At 60.5% G+C, this 16,416-nt stretch carries 20 protein-coding genes; 5 read left to right on the forward strand and 15 right to left on the reverse strand.

What is annotated here, in order from left to right:
* Window positions 1–45 precede the first annotated feature (45 nt).
* The 5 genes from ACR3EM_RS10865 to ACR3EM_RS10885 all read right to left on the reverse strand — a co-directional run bounded on the left by ACR3EM_RS10865 (window position 46) and on the right by ACR3EM_RS10885 (window position 6,423).
* Window positions 46–477, reverse strand: coding sequence for a hypothetical protein (locus tag ACR3EM_RS10865; RefSeq protein WP_480470713.1), 432 nt, complete (start codon window positions 475–477; stop codon window positions 46–48).
* A 310-nt stretch (window positions 478–787) separates the two neighbouring features.
* Window positions 788–1,138 carry a hypothetical protein gene (locus ACR3EM_RS10870; RefSeq protein ID WP_480470714.1) on the reverse strand — a complete coding sequence of 117 codons (351 nt, stop codon included), beginning with the start codon at window positions 1,136–1,138 and terminating at the stop codon, window positions 788–790.
* Window positions 1,139–1,192: 54 nt separating this feature from the next.
* Complete coding sequence (locus ACR3EM_RS10875) at window positions 1,193–4,648, reverse strand: chromosome segregation SMC family protein (RefSeq protein WP_480470715.1); 3,456 nt, start codon at window positions 4,646–4,648, stop codon at window positions 1,193–1,195.
* A 141-nt stretch (window positions 4,649–4,789) separates the two neighbouring features.
* A complete protein-coding gene (locus ACR3EM_RS10880; RefSeq protein ID WP_480470716.1) occupies window positions 4,790–5,185 on the reverse strand; it encodes a hypothetical protein in 396 nt (131 codons plus the stop codon).
* A gap of 44 nt (window positions 5,186–5,229) precedes the next feature.
* Window positions 5,230–6,423 (reverse strand): aminotransferase-like domain-containing protein, encoded by a 1,194-nt coding sequence (locus ACR3EM_RS10885; protein WP_480470717.1) that lies wholly within the window; start codon window positions 6,421–6,423, stop codon window positions 5,230–5,232.
* A gap of 151 nt (window positions 6,424–6,574) precedes the next feature.
* Here ACR3EM_RS10885 and ACR3EM_RS10890 point away from each other — a divergent pair, with 151 nt between their 5' ends.
* Window positions 6,575–7,345 (forward strand): FadR/GntR family transcriptional regulator, encoded by a 771-nt coding sequence (locus ACR3EM_RS10890; protein ID WP_480470718.1) that lies wholly within the window; start codon window positions 6,575–6,577, stop codon window positions 7,343–7,345.
* A gap of 85 nt (window positions 7,346–7,430) precedes the next feature.
* Here ACR3EM_RS10890 and ACR3EM_RS10895 read toward each other — a convergent pair whose 3' ends face one another.
* The 5 genes from ACR3EM_RS10895 to ACR3EM_RS10915 all read right to left on the reverse strand — a co-directional run bounded on the left by ACR3EM_RS10895 (window position 7,431) and on the right by ACR3EM_RS10915 (window position 10,001).
* Entirely contained in the window at window positions 7,431–7,991 is a 561-nt protein-coding gene (locus tag ACR3EM_RS10895) for a F0F1 ATP synthase subunit B (protein ID WP_480470719.1), read from the reverse strand.
* 5 nt (window positions 7,992–7,996) lie between these two features.
* A complete protein-coding gene (locus tag ACR3EM_RS10900) occupies window positions 7,997–8,548 on the reverse strand; it encodes a F0F1 ATP synthase subunit B' (RefSeq protein ID WP_480470720.1) in 552 nt (183 codons plus the stop codon).
* Between the two features lie 86 nt (window positions 8,549–8,634).
* The gene (locus ACR3EM_RS10905) at window positions 8,635–8,859 is read right to left on the reverse strand and encodes a F0F1 ATP synthase subunit C (protein WP_005981269.1); all 225 of its coding nucleotides are present in this window, start codon (window positions 8,857–8,859) and stop codon (window positions 8,635–8,637) included.
* Between the two features lie 48 nt (window positions 8,860–8,907).
* Window positions 8,908–9,666 (reverse strand): F0F1 ATP synthase subunit A, encoded by a 759-nt coding sequence (locus ACR3EM_RS10910; protein WP_480470721.1) that lies wholly within the window; start codon window positions 9,664–9,666, stop codon window positions 8,908–8,910.
* A 2-nt stretch (window positions 9,667–9,668) separates the two neighbouring features.
* Complete coding sequence (locus tag ACR3EM_RS10915) at window positions 9,669–10,001, reverse strand: AtpZ/AtpI family protein (protein WP_480470722.1); 333 nt, start codon at window positions 9,999–10,001, stop codon at window positions 9,669–9,671.
* Between the two features lie 232 nt (window positions 10,002–10,233).
* On the opposite strand from ACR3EM_RS10915, the gene ACR3EM_RS10920 reads away from it, so the two are divergent.
* Window positions 10,234–10,566: an ArsR/SmtB family transcription factor gene (locus ACR3EM_RS10920; protein WP_480470723.1), complete on the forward strand. Its 333-nt coding sequence runs from the start codon at window positions 10,234–10,236 to the stop codon at window positions 10,564–10,566.
* Between the two features lie 3 nt (window positions 10,567–10,569).
* Here ACR3EM_RS10920 and ACR3EM_RS10925 read toward each other — a convergent pair whose 3' ends face one another.
* The 3 genes from ACR3EM_RS10925 to ACR3EM_RS10935 form a co-directional block, all read right to left on the reverse strand.
* Complete coding sequence (locus ACR3EM_RS10925; protein WP_480470724.1) at window positions 10,570–10,983, reverse strand: universal stress protein; 414 nt, start codon at window positions 10,981–10,983, stop codon at window positions 10,570–10,572.
* Between the two features lie 90 nt (window positions 10,984–11,073).
* Window positions 11,074–11,985, reverse strand: a complete 912-nt coding sequence (locus tag ACR3EM_RS10930) for a DMT family transporter (RefSeq protein ID WP_480470725.1) — start codon at window positions 11,983–11,985, stop codon at window positions 11,074–11,076.
* Window positions 11,982–12,860: a LysR family transcriptional regulator gene (locus tag ACR3EM_RS10935; RefSeq protein ID WP_480470726.1), complete on the reverse strand. Its 879-nt coding sequence runs from the start codon at window positions 12,858–12,860 to the stop codon at window positions 11,982–11,984. The genes ACR3EM_RS10930 and ACR3EM_RS10935 overlap by 4 nt, the downstream gene beginning before the upstream one ends.
* Window positions 12,861–12,979: 119 nt before the next feature.
* Here ACR3EM_RS10935 and ACR3EM_RS10940 point away from each other — a divergent pair, with 119 nt between their 5' ends.
* Window positions 12,980–13,561 carry an FMN-dependent NADH-azoreductase gene (locus ACR3EM_RS10940; protein ID WP_480470727.1) on the forward strand — a complete coding sequence of 194 codons (582 nt, stop codon included), beginning with the start codon at window positions 12,980–12,982 and terminating at the stop codon, window positions 13,559–13,561.
* A gap of 68 nt (window positions 13,562–13,629) precedes the next feature.
* The gene (locus ACR3EM_RS10945) at window positions 13,630–14,370 is read left to right on the forward strand and encodes an aspartate/glutamate racemase family protein (protein WP_480470728.1); all 741 of its coding nucleotides are present in this window, start codon (window positions 13,630–13,632) and stop codon (window positions 14,368–14,370) included.
* Here ACR3EM_RS10945 and ACR3EM_RS10950 read toward each other — a convergent pair whose 3' ends face one another.
* On the reverse strand, window positions 14,371–14,901 hold the full coding sequence (locus tag ACR3EM_RS10950; RefSeq protein WP_480470729.1) for a prolyl-tRNA synthetase associated domain-containing protein: 531 nt from the start codon (window positions 14,899–14,901) through the stop codon (window positions 14,371–14,373).
* Window positions 14,902–14,989: 88 nt separating this feature from the next.
* Here ACR3EM_RS10950 and ACR3EM_RS10955 point away from each other — a divergent pair, with 88 nt between their 5' ends.
* The gene (locus ACR3EM_RS10955) at window positions 14,990–15,508 is read left to right on the forward strand and encodes a hypothetical protein (protein ID WP_480470730.1); all 519 of its coding nucleotides are present in this window, start codon (window positions 14,990–14,992) and stop codon (window positions 15,506–15,508) included.
* Between the two features lie 3 nt (window positions 15,509–15,511).
* Here the strand turns inward: ACR3EM_RS10955 and ACR3EM_RS10960 are convergent, their stop codons facing one another.
* Window positions 15,512–16,399 (reverse strand): sulfotransferase domain-containing protein, encoded by an 888-nt coding sequence (locus tag ACR3EM_RS10960; RefSeq protein WP_480470731.1) that lies wholly within the window; start codon window positions 16,397–16,399, stop codon window positions 15,512–15,514.
* Window positions 16,400–16,416: the final 17 nt, after the last annotated feature.

Here is a 16,416-nt window from a genome sequence, read left to right on the forward strand (position 1 = left end):
AAATGCGGCGATTGCTTTAAATGACTGCTTTGACGTTGGTGTAGCTCAATACACGCTTTGAAAAATCTTGGACGTATTGACGCTACTCTTGGTGCGATCCTGAGACCACAATTCATAACGAATACCATGCTTTGCAAGTTCCAGAAAAACCCGATGGGGGTTGATGCCTGCTGCTTCGCGATCAAAGGTCAGGACTCGGTCATCGGTCAAATGAAGCTCGAAGCGTTCCCTGGTTTCGGTGTACTCACCATCGCTGTCTTTGCCTGTACAGAGAGTTTCCAGCCTTAATGCCTTTGCAATATCCCCAAGTGCAATGTCCAAAGGTAAATTCTCACAAGGTATGGCTGCGTCCCACTTTAGCCTGCCAGCACCTATTGTGGCTTTCCAGTCTCCCGGTGTGTTTAAAACACGCCATGTTCTTCGTCCCTCGCTCAATGCAAAAGCCCCTCCTACCAAAGCGCAAAGAGCAAAAAGCACTTTGAAAACTCCCCCGATATGATCAGTCGGGTGAATAGAGAATAGGTATAGTACAGGCCATATCAGCCCGACGCAGACCCACAAAATATGTATGCTGGCGACGCGTAGCCTCGATGATCGGATAACGGACTGTTTTATCACAATTGATCGTTAGCACGGAACGGTACCAGAAATATGGCGACAGCTGCGTCAGAGTATGGATCGATCGTTTTCACCGAGTCGCATTCCGGTCAATCAACGCATTATCGGAATCGAGATTTTTCTCGGCATAGTGGGCATTGGAGGAAATGGTTGACGGTGCATTTCCGCTTCATTCCGGCCGCACCGGATAGCGATCTCCTTTCTCGTCGATCAGGATCAGCCTCTCGCCGCTGTGCACATAAAGATCGCACCGCCCGAATCCGTTGCGATAGGCGATGCAGACGCTGCCGTCTTCGGCGATGGAATAGGTTCCAAAGGCGGATTCTCCGCTGGCGTAGGTGTAGGAATAGGCACCCCCGGCCGAGAATCTGGACTGACCGTCGTCGTAGAAGGTCAGTGTCTGACCGGCCAGCGCCTCCAGCTCTTGCGGGCTAAGGGGCACGTCGCCCGGTTTGGTGGACCATTCGGCAGCCGCCAATGGCGTAGCGGTCATGAGGGCGAGGATGAGGTAACGGGTCATGCAGCCAGCTTAACCCAAGACAGATAAAACAGCTCATAACGTTGAGGTGAAAGGTCAGGCGACCATCTGTTCGGCCTTTTTCAGGTCGACCGAGACCAGTTGGCTGACGCCCTGTTCCTGCATGGTCACACCGAACAGACGATCCATCCGCGCCATGGTCACCGCGTGGTGGGTGATGATCAGGAAGCGGGTGTCGGTCTGGCGGCACATCTCGTCCAGCAGGTCGCAGAAGCGGGTGACGTTGGCGTCATCAAGCGGTGCGTCGACCTCATCAAGCACACAGATCGGCGCGGGATTGGCGAGGAAGACGCCAAAGATCAGCGCGGTTGCCGTCAGCGTCTGTTCCCCGCCCGACAGCAGGCTGAGGGTCGAGAGTTTCTTGCCCGGTGGCTGGCACATGATCTCAAGGCCCGCATCCAGCGGATCGTCGCTTTCGACCATGACCAGATTGGCCTCACCGCCACCAAAGAGGTGCTTGAACAGCATCGCGAAGTTCGAGTTCACCTGTTCAAACGCGGTCAGCAGGCGTTCACGACCCTCGCGGTTGAGGCTGGCGATGCCGCTGCGCAGGGCCTTGATGGCCTCTTCCAGATCTGCCTTTTCGCCGTTCAGCGTGTCGAACTCTTCCTGAACTTCTTTGCTGTCCTCTTCAGCCCGCAGGTTCACCGCGCCCATCGCGTCGCGCTGGCGCTTGTGGCGATTGACCTCGGCCTCGAGCGCGTCGGCGGCGGGCATCTGGTCGGGGTTGGTGTCGAGCTGGTTCAGCAACTGGTTGGGCGTCAGTTGCTGATCCTCGGCAATCCGCTCAGCTGCCGCAACCACGCTTTCCTTGGCCGCATCACAGCGCGCCTCGGCCGCTGCGCGGGTTTCGCGGGCTTCCGAGGCCAGACGTTCCGCTTCGCGTTCCGCCAGCACGACCTCGCGCTGCGCTGTTTCGGCCTCGGCCAGCTTGTCGGCGGCCTCGGCGCGGCGGGCCTCGGCGGTTTCGATCAGCTCGTTCAGTTCTTCCCGCGCCTCGGCAATCTCGCCGGGGGCCGCCATGGCGTCCGAGAGCTCATCCTCAGAGCTTTCCTTGCGTTCGGCCAGTTCGGAGATCCGCTTTTCCGCCGTCTCCAACCGGTGCCGCCAACCGCTGAGGTCCTTGGTGACCTCTTGCGAACGCCGGGTCCGAGCCTCGCCTTCACGGCGCAGCTCGTCATGGGTCGAGCGGTGGGTCAGCATGGTGATCCGCGCTGCCTCGACCGTCTGTTTGATGTCTTCGACCTGCGCGCGGGCGCTGTCGAGGTCGCCCAGTCCGGTCAACGCGCCCTCTGCCTCACGCAGCTGGGCGCGGGCGGACATGGCGTCTTCCTTGTGGCGGTCGACGGCGAGGGTCAGAGTTTCCAGCTTGCCCTGCGCCAGATTGCGGTCGGCCTCGGCCCGACTGAGCATCCGTGCGGTTTCAGCCATGCGCTGATCGGCAGCGCGACGGGCTTCGCGGGCGCGGCGGTCGGCTTCGGTGACGTCGGCCAGTTGCTGCGAGAGTGTTTCATGCGCGGCGCGGGCGCCATCGGCTTGTGCCTCGGTACGGGCGAGTTCCTGCTTCAACGCTTCCAGCTTGTTGAGCTGTTCCAGACGCAGGGCGGCGGCGCTTGGCGCATCCTCGGCCCAGGCGCGGAACCCGTCCCAGCGCCACAGATCACCCGATCGCGAAACCAGTCGTTGCCCCGGTTTCAGCGACGCCTGCAGACGCGCGCCCTGATCCGCATCAACCAACCCGATCTGCGCAATGCGGCGGCTGAGGCGGTCGGGGCCAGAGACATGCAGGGCCAGCGGTTCAGCCCCATCCGGCAAAGGTTGGTCACTGTCATAACCAGCAACCTGCACCCAACCCGACGGCCCGTCGCCTTCGACCAGCGGCGCACGCAGATCATCGGCCAACGCCGCGCCCAGTGCCTTTTCATAGCCCGCTGCCACGCGCAGCAGGTCGAGCACCTGCCCGCCCTCAGCCGTGTCGCGTTCCACCAGCTTGGCAAGCGCTGTGGTTTCGGCGCGGATTGCGCCCAACTCGCCTTCAGCCTCGGAGCGCTTTGCTCGCGCCTCAGCCTCACGCGCCTGCGTGTCGTTGCGCAGCTCATCTGCAGCAGCGAGTGCTTCCTCGGCGGCCTCGGCGGCTTCGCGGGCTTCTTCCTCGCCCTCTTGCGCCGTCTCAAAGGCCTCACTGGCGCGGGCCAGCGCATTGCGCGCCTCGTCCACAGCGGCGCGGGCCCTTTCCTCTTCACCCTCGGACCGAGCCAGGGTCTTGCGGCTGTCTTCTACCAGTCGTTGCGCCGATTGGTGGCGGGCCACCAGACGGGCCATGTCTTCGGTTTCCTGCGACAGGTGATCTTCGCGATCCTGCAGCACCGACGCGGCCTCGCGCGCAACTTCTGCAGCTTCAGCGACCTTCTCGTCATAACCCTCAGCGGCTTTGGCCAGCTCGCGCGCCTCCCATTCCAGCCGTTCGATCATCTCGCCCGCATCGCGGTTCAGGCCGGATTCGCGTTCGATGTCGTTGCCCAATTGCTGGATCCGGTTGGTCAGAGTCTCGATGGTCTGGCGCGCGCGGGTTTCCTGATCCGACAGCTGATCGCGCTGCACCTGCTGGCGCTGCAGGACTGCGGCGGCAATGGCCTCTTCCTCGCGCAGGGGCGGCAGGGTTTCCTCGATCTCGGCCCGTTTGGCAGCGGATTCGCGTGCGGCGGCCTCGGCGCGCGAGGCTTCGGTGATCCGGTCGCGTAGCTTTTCCTCGGCCGCCTGACGGGCCATGTCGGCCTCTTTCCAACGGCGATAGAGCAGCATCCCTTCGGCTTGACGCAGCTGTTCCCCGATCTCGCGGTAGCGGGCAGCCTGACGGGCCTGACGGGCGAGTTGCGCCAACTGCCCGCCTAATTGTTCCAGCACGTCATCGACGCGGGTCAGGTTGGCCTCGGTGCCTTTCAGCTTCAGCTCAGCCTCGTGGCGACGCTGATAGAGGCCCGAGATGCCCGCAGCCTCTTCCAGAATACGGCGGCGGGCGCGGGGCTTGGCATTGATCAGTTCGGCAATGCGGTTCTGTCCCACCAGCGCAGGCGAATGCGCGCCGGTCGAGGCATCGGCGAACAACATCTGCACATCACGGGCGCGCACGTCCTTGCCGTTGGTCTTGTAGGCGCTGCCGACATCGCGAGTGATGCGGCGGACGATCTCCAACTGGTCGCTGTCGTTGAAGCCGGATGGCGCCAAACGTTCCGAGTTGTCCATGGTCAGGACCACCTCGGCAAAATTGCGCGCGGGCCGGGTGGCGGCACCGGCAAAGATCACATCTTCCATCGCGCCGCCGCGCATGGATTTGGGGCGGTTTTCGCCCATCACCCAGCGCAGCGCTTCCAGAAGGTTGGATTTGCCGCAGCCATTGGGACCGACGACTCCGGTCAGCCCGTCCGCGATGATCAGATCGGTCGGGTCAACGAAGCTTTTGAAGCCGGTCAGTTTGAGTTTGCTAAAGCGCAATGGCTGCTCTTGGTATGATTCCTATGGTTCGGAAGTCTGCGCAAGGGATGGGGGAGGTGTCAACGTGAATGCGCAGGATATGGGACATCTGGTCGAGTTATCCACAATATCTTGGCAAAACTACGCAGGGTTTCGCGCATCTCAGTAAGGTGTGCATTCGAAAACCTGATATCCGTAGCCGCCGGAATAGCCATAATTGACGCATTCATAAGACCGCATCATGAGCGCCCCGAAAACCAGCTTTTCCCCCAGTTCGCGGTCGCAGCCCAGCACCCCCACGGTGACCGCCGCGTCGCCCAGAACGTCCAGGAGCGGGCAGCCTGAAACCTGCGCCATGGCCAGCGCGGCCCGGTCGCGGATCGGCCCCAGACGCGGGGCGTATTGCGGGTTCACGCGGACGGCCTCCGCCAGCTCATTGCGGATGCGAACGTCGAAGACGCTGCCATTCACCGCGACGCGCGTTGCGGGCAGGTCGCGAAAATAAGGCGTGCCGCCCGAGCAAGCGGCAAGGAGCAGGAAGGCGAGCAGACGGATCATGCCGCTGTTTTAGCGGCAATATGGTTAATGAAACCTTTCCCGCCTCAGGTGCGCAGCACCTCGCCCAGACGGCGGATGCCCTCGCGGATCGTGTCCTCATCCGAGTTGGAAAAGCTCAGCCGGATCGTGTTGGCCCCAGTGTCGTCGGGGTAGAAGGCTTGCCCGGGGACAAAGGCCAGTTTGACCGTTTCAAGCGCGCGGGCCAACAGGTCAGCCCCGTCCACATCCTTGGGCAGGGTAACCCAGATGAACATGCCACCCTCGGGCCGGGTCCAGTCGACGCCATCCGGCATATGCTGGGCCAGGGCCTCCAGCATCGCATCGCGGCGGGCAGCGTAGGTGCGGCGCAGCATGGGGACATGCGTGTCGAAACAGTCCCGTGCCACCTGACATACGGCCATCTGGTTGATGGTCGAGGAATGCAGATCAGCGGCCTGTTTCAGCAGCACCAGTTGCGAGATCACCGGTTTCGCGGCAACCACCCAACCAACGCGCAACCCGGGCGACAGGGTTTTCGAGTAACTGCCGCAATAAATCGTCCGGCAGTTTTCAATCGAGCCTTTGCGGGCCTGCTCCAAAGCCAGAATTGGCGGGATCGGGTCACCGTCATAGCGCAGCGCCTGATAGGCGCCGTCTTCGATCATCGCACAACCCAGATCTTCGGTCAGATCCAGCAGCGCCTCTCTGCCCCGCAGGTCGACCGTCTCACCCGTCGGGTTGGCGAAATCGGCAGAAAGATAGGCGAATTTGATCGGGCTGCCCTCGGCAGCTTCCCGATATTCGGCGGCGCTGCGATTACCGTTGATGCTGAGCCGATCAAAGCGCGGCTCGTAAGCATCAAAAGCGTTGAGCGCGCCCAGATAGGTGGGCCAGCCGACCAGAGCCGTATCACCCGGAGACAGGAACAGTTTGCCCAGATAGTCCAGCGCCTGCTGCGAGCCGGAGGTGATCAGGATGTTATCGATATCGCAGTCCACACCGATCCCACGCATGTAGCCGACCAGCCAGTCGCGTAGCGGCGCATAACCTTCGCTGACTGAATATTGCAGCGCCTGTGCCCGCTGATCGGATCCGAGCGCATTTTGGAACGCCTCAGCAAAAGCCTCTGCCGGAAACAGGGCCGGATCAGGAATACCGCCTGCGAAGGAGATGATACCGGGCTCGCCCAGCAGTTTCAGCAACTCGCGGATTTCAGATGCCTTCATCCGGGATGCGCGGGTGGCATAGAGTTGATCCATCGTTACGGGCCTCCTCTGCCCTTGTGGTGAAGATTAGGCAAAACACCTCTTATGTCAATAATGCTGACCTAATGTTTCAATCCCTGTGAGCCGCTTGAACACCCGGCCCAGACATGGTCATGTGAGTTGACCAATTTCCAGTGTAGATCTCATGCCCTTTCACAAAGTTCAGACCGAAAAACTGTCGCTGGCCGTCATGCGCCAGATCGAGCTGCTGATCCTGCGCGGCATTCTGCGCCCCGGTGAACGCCTGCCCTCGGAACGGGAACTGGCCGAACGGATGGGCGTGTCGCGCCCGTCGCTGCGCGAGGCGATATCAAACCTGCAGGAGCAAGGGTTGCTGACCGCCAAGGCCGGATCGGGCATCTATGTGGCCGAGGTTCTGGGATCAGCCTTTTCTCCCGCGCTGATCCGGCTGTTTGGAAATCATGATGAGGCGGTGTTCGACTATCTCTCGTTCCGGCGTGATATGGAGGGGCTGGCGGCCGAGCGGGCCGCCCGGATGGGTTCGGACAGCGACCTGAAAGTGGTGCAGACCATTCTGGACAAGATGGAAGCCGCCCATGCGCGTAATGCTACCGATGAAGAGGCACATCTGGACGCCCAGTTCCACATGGCGATCATTGAGGCCAGCCATAACGTGGTGATGCTGCACATGATGCGCTCGATGTTTGATCTGCTGCGGCAGGGCGTGTTCTACAACCGTCAGGTCATGTTCCATCAGCGCACCACTCGGGAAGCTATTTTGGATCAACACCGTGCCATCAACACGGCCCTGCAGGACCGTGACCCAAAGGGCGCCCGGCAGGCGGTCGAGGATCATCTGAACTTTGTCAAAGGCTGCATGGCCGATCAGCAGAAGGCCCTGCACAATGAAGAGATCGCACAGCAGCGGTTGAAGCACGAGACCGGCGAGGTCTGATCACTCACGATCGACACGTTAACAAACAAAAAAACCCGAGCGTCTGAGACCCTCGGGTTTTTTTCAAATCATATGATCCAGGCGATCAGTGCAGCTTTTCACCGACATCCGCGATGGACGCATCGATCAGCTTGTTCGCCTGAGCGGCAGTCATCTGCTTGGCCAGCACGGCGTTGGCTGCCGAAACAGCAACGGTGATGGCCTGATCGCGAACTTCCTTCACGGCAGACGCCTCAGCCGATGCGATCTGATCCTGTGCAGCGGCCAGACGGCGTGCAATGGACTTCTCCAGATCAACCTTGGCCTGCTCAGCTGCCAGAACCGCGTCTTCTTTGGCGGCGGCGACAATGGCATCGGCCTGACCCTGAACTTCGCGCTGCTTGCGCTCATACGAGGCCAGCAGGCTGCGTGCTTCTTCATGCAGGGCGCGAGCTTCGTCCAGTTCGGCCTGAATGCCGTCGGCCCGGTTGTCCAGCGCACCACCGATCATGCCGGGGACCTTGAAGTAGAACAGGACCGCGATGAAGACGATGAAGCCGAGAGTGACCACAAAGTCGGTGTTGGCAAGCGAGAAGAACGGGCCGCTTGCGGCCAACGCGGGGCTGGCGATGCCGAGGGTCAGGATAAGGGCAAGAGTGTTTCGCATGTCACTTATCCTTTCATCTGCGCGTCAATGGCACTGTCGATGGCTTTGGCATCCGCCTCGCCGCCCAGTGCAGTGACCAGTTCAGCCGCCGTATCCTTGGCAACCACTTGAATGCTTTCCAGCGCACCGGCACGGATGTCGGCAATTGCCTTTTCCGATTCAGCCGCTTTTGCAGCGATTTCCGCATCCGCCTTTGCAATCGCGTCATCCAGACCAGACTGGATTTCGGCGCGGGCTTCCGCTGCGATACGCTGTGCCTCAGAACGGGCATCGGCCAGCGCCTTGTTATAGGCCTCTTCGGCCTCGACCGCCTTGGCCTTCAGATCTTCGGCCGCAGCCAGGTCATTTGTAATGGTCCCCTGACGTTCCGCCAGAATTGCCGCGATGCGGGGCAGAGCCACGCGAGACAGGACCAGAAAGATGACGACCAGCGTAATGACCAGCCAGAAAATCTGGTTGGGGAACCAATCGAAGCAGAGCTGCGGCATCCCGACGGCGTAGCCGCTGGAATCAACGCATGTGCCTACTACTTCTTCAGCAATGGGTTCAGTCGCCATGATGTCCTCCGTCGAAACGTTGTCTTTACAACAGATGGGCCGCTATGGCTTGGGCCCATCCGCGCGTAAGGATCAGGTTCCGCAGATTATACGGCGAACATCAGCAGCAGCGAGACCAGGAATGCGAAGATGCCCAGCGCTTCTGCGAACGCGATACCGATGAACAGGGTTGCGGTCTGCGAAGCAGCCGCCGAAGGGTTGCGCAGGGCGCCGGCCAGGAAGTTGCCTGCAACGTTGCCCACCCCGATTGCGGCTGCGCCGGAACCGATTGCTGCCAGGCCTGCGCCGATGTGTGCGAGATCGCCTTCCATGATGTGTCTCCTTACGAATTGGAAGTTTCGATGTTGGGGTATCGGACCTTAGTGCGAAGGATGCAGCGCATCTTTCAGATAAACACAGGTCAGAATGGTGAATACGTAGGCCTGGATGAAGGACACGAGGACCTCGAGGCCATACATTGCAGTGATCGCCAGAACGGACACGGGCGAGATCACGGCAATCGCAGCAAAGCCTGCGAACACCTTGATCACGGCGTGGCCTGCCATGACGTTACCGGCAAGACGAATGGAGTGGCTGACGGGACGTACGAAGTACGAGATCAGCTCGATTATCGCGAGAACCGGACGCAGCGCCAGAGGCGCGCTGGAGACCCAGAACAGGCCCAGAAAGCCTGCGCCGTTCTTGACGAAACCCAATACGGTCACGGTCAGGAACACGGCCAGCGCCAGCGGGATGGTCACGGCGAAATGCGATGTAGTTGTGAAGGACATGGGCAGCATGCCCAAGAAGTTCGCGCAGACGATGAACATGAACAGGGTCATGACATAGGGGAAGTACTTAACGCCTTCCTTACCGCAGATGTCTTCCAGCATCTTGTAGATGAAACCGTAGGCCAGCTCGGCCACCGACTGCATCCGCGTCGGAACAATCGCGCGCTTCGAGGTGCTGAGCACCAGCAGGGCAAAGATCGCCGCAATCGCCAGGAACAGCCACAGGGTCACGTTGGTGGGCGTGTACCAGGCAATCGCACCGTCGCCAAAGAGCGGCTTGACGATGAACTGGTCCATCGGATGGAAAGCCAGGCTGCTGCCTTTTTCTGCGGTGGTCTCGGTTGCCACGTTCAGTCCCTCTCGTCCTTCTCGGTCGCGCTTGCGGCCGCTTGTTTCTCTTGAACCTCTTTCGCGCTGTGGAGCATAACCTTCACGCCCGCGACAAGGCCCAGCAATGTGAATAGCACCAGAAAGATCGGGATCGTCCCGAGCAGGCTGTCCAGCCCGTATCCGATGCCAAATCCGATCCCCAGACCGGATACCATTTCGATGACCATCCTCCAGGCAAGCTCGCCCCCGGATACGTCAGCATCTGCGCGGGGCTTAGGCTGTTTCGCCTTTTTCGCCGCTTCGATCTTGGCCTCAAGCTGCGCCATACGCTGCTTTTGGTCGTCATCGGTCACGGGCGGTTTCCTCGCACTGTCTTGAGGCTAGGTGCTAAGGCGGTGCGCGCGCAGAGTCAACGGCGTATAAGTCGCACCTTCGCCGCCGCTAAGTATAAGATTTTTATGCTAAAAATCTTGCACACACAAAGCCCGATAGAGGCTCGGGACAACCTCAGCACGCAGACCGGGGCGAATTCGCATATTCAACCAAATGGTTGACCAAACTCAAAGGCTATGGTTCAGCGGGACCATGCCCAGTGATCTCGACACCGTATTCGCGGCCCTTGCCGATCCGACCCGACGCACCATCCTTGCGATGCTGCTTGAGGATGACATGGCCGTCACCGACGTGGCTGAACCGTTCGAGATGTCACTGGCCGCGATTTCGAAACATCTGGTGATCCTGACCAAGGCAGGTCTGATTTCTCAGGAGAAACGCGGGCGGGTCAAATGGTGCAAGCTGGAACCCGATGCGCTGCGCGCCGCCTCGGTCTGGATGCAGGGGTTCGGACAATTCGAACCGGTCAATCTGGATGCGTTCGAGCGGTTTCTTGAGGTCGAACTGCCCTCGGAAGAGCCCTAGGCGTCAGCGCACGACAAAGACAGACATACTGGCATGTTTGGCCAGATAGCCGGCATGGCTGGAAAACAGATAATCGGTGATGCGCGGCGCGTGGGTTCCCACGACAATCAGATCGGCATCGATTTCTTCTGCGGTCCGGGTCAGGTCTCCGTCGACTTCCACCGCGACATCGACCGAATGGATATTGCGCGTATGAACCTCGGCCCCGCTTTGTTCGGCGATTTCGCGGGCGCAGGCGTTCAGCTTTTCCTCTATCGTGTCTTTCTTCAGGGCAACGTCGCCGGGCTGCGTTCCGGTCACGCTGACAATGGTGATCCTGGCACCCTGCCATTTGGCCAATTGCGAGGCGACCGCAACCGCCTTTTCGATCTCAGGCGGCATATGAAGGTCAATCGGGATCATGATATGTTTGAACATTACGTCTTCCTCCTCTGCTCAATGCATAGAGAAATTCGAATGTAATGGCTTTGACCTGCCTCAAAAGGGATCAGATACGGGCAGAGAGGGCTATTCCTGAATGGGGGCGGTATTGGCCGGGGCGTCCTCGCCCTTCAGCAGCAACAACAGGGCCACGGCGGTCAGGACCGCGCCGACCAGAACCAGCGCGGTCGGCGCAGGCCGGCCCAGCGAGATCTCCCACAGGATCACCCAGCTGGGGATCAGGTAGGTATAGGCCATGACCTTGGCGGCGGGCAGGCACAGTGCCGCAAATTGCACGAGAACAAAGCTGGCGGCTGTCGCAAACAGCGAGATGTAGATCAGAGTCAGCCAGACGATCCCCGGCAGGTTCGCCCAATCGGTGGCCCGGATATCGGACCAGCCCCACAGGGTCAGGATCAGGCACCCGGCCAGCAGCGTGCCGAAGGCGAAGACAACCGCGGGTTCACCTCGGTTCAGTCGCCGCACCATCGGTGTATAGATCGCATGCGCGGCGCAGCCCCAGAAATAGATGATTTCTCCGACCCCGATCTCGAAAGCCTGAAAGGCCTGCCAATCGGCCCGGAAGATGACCCAAAGCGCCCCGACCGCGCCGACCGACAGGGCCAGTGCCATGCGCGGGGTGGTGATCTGGCGCAGCAGCACCCATCCGGCCAGTGCCGACATGACCGGGGTCAGCGTAAAGACCGCCGCCGCACTGACCGGCGGTGCGGTTTTCAAGCCATAGAACATCAAAACGAAATAACTACCAAAGAGTGCGCCCAGCACCAGATAGCGCCAGGGCGCCTGTGCCGCGCTGCGCGAAATGCCCGTCGTGGCAAGCGCCGCGACGCCGATCACCACCGCCGCAATTGCAAAGCGCGCCGCCGTGATCGCCGAGGGTGCAATCTCGTTGGCTACCATCGAGCCCAGCGAGAAGCTGCCCGCCACCAGCGCCGAGAATACCAGCATGGCCAGATGGCCGCGTGCCTGCGGTGTCACGGCAGCCAGCCCTTGGACTGATCTTTCAGGAAAGACAGGAAGGATTGTACCTTGGTGGTGCGATGCAGATCTACATGGGTCACCAGCCACAGCTTGCCCGACCACTCGGGCAGAGGCTCCATCACCTCGACCAGATCGGGGTCGCGCGCGGCCTCCCACCGGGCCATGAAACCGATGCCGGCCCCGGCCAGAACGGCTTCGCGCATGCAGAAGTTGTTGGTGCAGCGGAAGGTGATCGATTGCTCGGGCGCATTGGCGCGCAGCCAGCGGGAAAACGGCGCGCGGCTGTTTTCGTCATCGTTGCCGACGAAGTGGTGGTTGCCGAAATCCTCGACACCGGTGGGTTTGCCGTGGCGGGCGATATAGGTCTTGCTGGCAAACAAGCCGATCTCTTGCGGGATAAAGGGCTGCACCACGTTATCTGGCTGATCCGGCGCGGCCCCGGCGCGGATGGCCACATGCGCTTCGCCATATTCGAGACGGAACAGCCGGTCGCCGGTCAGGTAGCGCACGATCAAACCCGGATGTGTCCGTTGGAATTCGCTGAGCGTCGGTACGATCAAAGGGGCCAGCGAGGCCAGCGACGTCACCACCAGCTCGCCCGAGACATCATCGCCGCGCCCTTTCATGCGGCCAACCAGTTGGTTGAACTGATCCTCGGTCGCCTGAGCCACGCGCAGCAGATCCTCACCAGCCTCGGTTGGCGTGTAGCCGCGCGCGTGGCGCTGGAACAGTTTGACGCCCAGCCGTGCCTCAATCGCGTCGATATGGCGGATCACGGTGGCGTGGTGAACGCCCAGAACATCCGCCGCACCGCTGACCGTTCCCATACGGGCCACCTGATAGGCGGTTCTCACTTCATCCCAATTGTCCATTGCATCTGTTCCACTGTGCAAATTCCAACAATATCTGTGGGTATATCTGAGTTTTGTTCGCGGATGCAACGCTCATATTCGAATGACGTTAAGCATTCCTGCAACAAAGGACCCATCGAATGACCAAGACCATCCTGCATATCGACGCCTCGGCCCGCCGCACCGGATCCGCCACCCGCGACCTGTCCGACCGCGTGGTGCGCCACCTTGGAGCCGGGCGCGTCATCCGTCGCGATCTTGCGACCCCCCTGCCCCTGCTGACCGAGGATTGGATTGCCGCCAATTTCACCCCGGCAGATCAGCGCGACGCGGTGCAGCAAGACCTGCTGGCCCTGTCGGATGAACTGGTGACCGAGCTGCAAAACGCGGACACCATCGTCATCGGCCTTCCGATCTACAATTTCTCGGTCCCAGCGGCCTTCAAGGCCTGGATCGATCTGGTCGCCCGCGCCGGTGTGACATTCGCCTATTCCGAGGAAGGCCCCAAAGGCCTGCTGGAAGGCAAACGCGCCGTCCTCGCTGTTGCCTCGGGCGGTACGGCGGTTGGTTCCGAGATCGACTTTGCCACCACTTATGCGCGCCACGTTCTGGGCTTCATCGGCATCCACGATGTCGAGGTCATCGCGGCTGACCGTATGGCGCTGGATCCCGAGGCCGCGCTGTCCAGCGCGCAGAAAGCTGTCACCGAACTGGCGGCCTGAGCCTCTGGCCATTTCTGACGGAAACGTCCAGTCTGCGCTAAGGCAGATCAGCAGATTGGGCGTTTCACATGAAGAAGATCGGGATACTGGGCGGCGTGGGTTGGGCCTCAACCGTCGACTATTACCGCGCCATCGCGGAGGGCGCAGGCCGGCATTTCGCAGATCGCGGCCACGGGTCGCCGCTGCCCATCCCGCCTATGACCATCGAGTCAGTCACGCAGGCCAAAACCCGTGCGTTGCGAGGTGTGGCCGGAGATGAAGTCAGTTGGGCCGCCTTCGACGCCGTGTTCCGCGATGCGCTGTTGACCTTGCAAAACGCCGGATGTGATTTCGGCATCATCGCCTCCAACACGCCCCATGCGCGCCTTCACGCGATCCGTGAGGGGGTTTCGATGCCCATTCTCAGCATTTTCGATGCGACTGCAGACGCGACCGCTTCAACCGGTGCGACCAAGGCGCTGGTTCTGGGCACGACGGTCACCATGCAGGCCAGCAATTATGCCGATCGACTGGCCAAAGAAGGCGTCACCGCAAATCCCCGGCTGCCCGAGCCCGAGATTGCCGAGATGCAGGCGATGATCGACAGCGATTTTTATGGCGGCGCGTCCGGCACCGCCCGCTCTCGCTTGTTGGCCTTTTGCGACAAACACGCCTCATCCGGTACGGCTGTCCTGCTGGCCTGCACCGAATTGCCTTTGGCCTTCCCCGACAATCTGGACGATCCGGTGTTCGAGGCGGATGGGCATTTGTTCATCAACCCGTCTGCCGCCCATGTCGCTGCCGCACTGAACGAAGCGCTTGAGGCGTGATCAGGGCAGCCAAGTCACCTCACACCCGATCTTGTCGAAGAATGACATCAGATCATCGCGCCTCAGCGCGACGGTCCGGTCATTCACCAGAGGGTGCATATAGATGATGTCTGCCTGCTGCGCGGTGGCATCCATGAAAAAGCGCACGTCATTCTGCACCCCGTTGATCATCGCCAGCGGAGTGACCGCGCCGGGGCGAATGCCGAGGTTCTGAAACAAGCGATCCGCCGAACCAAAGGACAGGTTTCCGATCCCCAGCTCAGCGCCCAGCGCCTTGAGATCGATCTCGCGGCTTTGTTCGAGAGTCACCAGATAGTTCCGCTTCTTCTTGTCGCGCAGGTAAAGGTTCTTGAGCCGCAACGCGTTTTCGCCCGGCACCATGAACTGGTCCTCGACCCCTTTGGCGTCTTCCACCGTGCGCAGCGGGATATGGGTGTGCAACCGATAGGGCAGCCCCCAATCGTCCAGCCGCGCCAAGAGCGCATCCGAGCTGAGCGGCAATGTATCCTGAAAGGCAGATGATGCGTCCATGGGAACCTCCTGTCTGACGCGCTCATCGCGCAACGGCCGTGCAAATTCAAGCCACGACAGGTGCGGCGTTCGGTGCTAGCGTGCCGCCATGAAAGTTACACGAAATACACCGAACCAGCTGATCCTGTCAGATACGCCCTGGTTCATCGGCATCACGCTGGTCTTATTCATTCTGGCCTTCGTCGGCGCTGGCCTGTTCATGGTCAGCGAGGGTGGTGAGAGTATCTTGTTCGGTATCTTCTTCGCACTTTTCGGCGGAGGAATGGGTGTCGGAGCGTTCTGTGTCTTCGTCCGCCGGGTGCAAGTCATTCTGGATCGCAACAAGGACAGCATCCTCATCCGCAGGCAATCGGTCTTTGGTTATGACGCAGTCGAGCACAAGCTTTCAAACCTGTCGCACGCAGAGATCGAAAGCACCACATCGCGTAGCAACAAGAGGACATCGACCCTCTATCGTCCTGTCTTGATACTCGACAAAGGCATGAGCGCCGGACGGCATCCGATCGTCGAGGCATTCTCGAACGGGCGCGGCGCGCATCAAATGGTTGACGCGGTCAACGCCTGGCTGCCCGCGCGTAAGCAGGACGAAGCCCGGGAACAGGCCTGACAGTCATGGGTTTTGTCCGTGCTCCAGCCATGCCCGCTCAGCCAGGGTGACCATCTCGGACAGGCGCGTATCATATCGGGCCATATCATCTGCGGTCAGCTTGCCCTGCCACTTGTTGCTGGTCCCCGAGGCGAAGAACTGCGCATAGTCCTGAAACGCGCTTTTGAACCCGGGTTGTTGCGACGCATGTCTGGCGTTCTCTTTCATCGAACCAAAGCTTGCAGCCTGCGCTATCTCGTCGATCAACGCCGGTTCAATCTCCGTCCCCATAATCCCGGCGAGCCGTGCCACCTGCCCCGGCAAGTCCCGGCTGAGTTCGGCGTAATGCAGGAAATGGATGTTCGGCAGATGCCTGAACTGCCGAAACGACCGATAATGATGGACGAACGAGGCCAGCGTCAGATCATCGGTGCCTTTGGATGAGGCGGGTCGGTCGAGGAACATCGCGAAGGCTTCGGACATATCCTCGGGGAACAGGTAGTCCAGCCAGTCGTCTTTCATATTCGCCACATGGGCGCGCAGCGAGAAATGCACGTCGACCGGGTGGCGATGCACCACAAGGTAGGTGGCGTCCGAGGAATAGGTGATCCCGTCCAGCGGCGTGTGGGTCTTGATGCAGCGCCTGTGCGTCTGCGCCGCTAATAGCGTGTCCTGCTCCTCGCGGTCTCTGAACCCGCAATCCAGCCAGGGTGAGACCCGATTGTTGTAGATCGCGGGATCTGCGGTTTTGGTGATCAGCATACGGACCAGGGTTTGCGTCCACGTGGTGCCGCACTTGGGCGGCGTGCAGACAAAGATGTCATCCGGGCGGATTTCGAAGCTGGACCAGATGTCGGTATTGGTGACTTCACCAACATAGTCTTTGGTGCGCCTGGGAAATGGTTGACTCATCACTGATCTCCAAACTT

The sequence above is a fragment of the Ruegeria sp. AH3 genome (assembly GCF_056536265.1).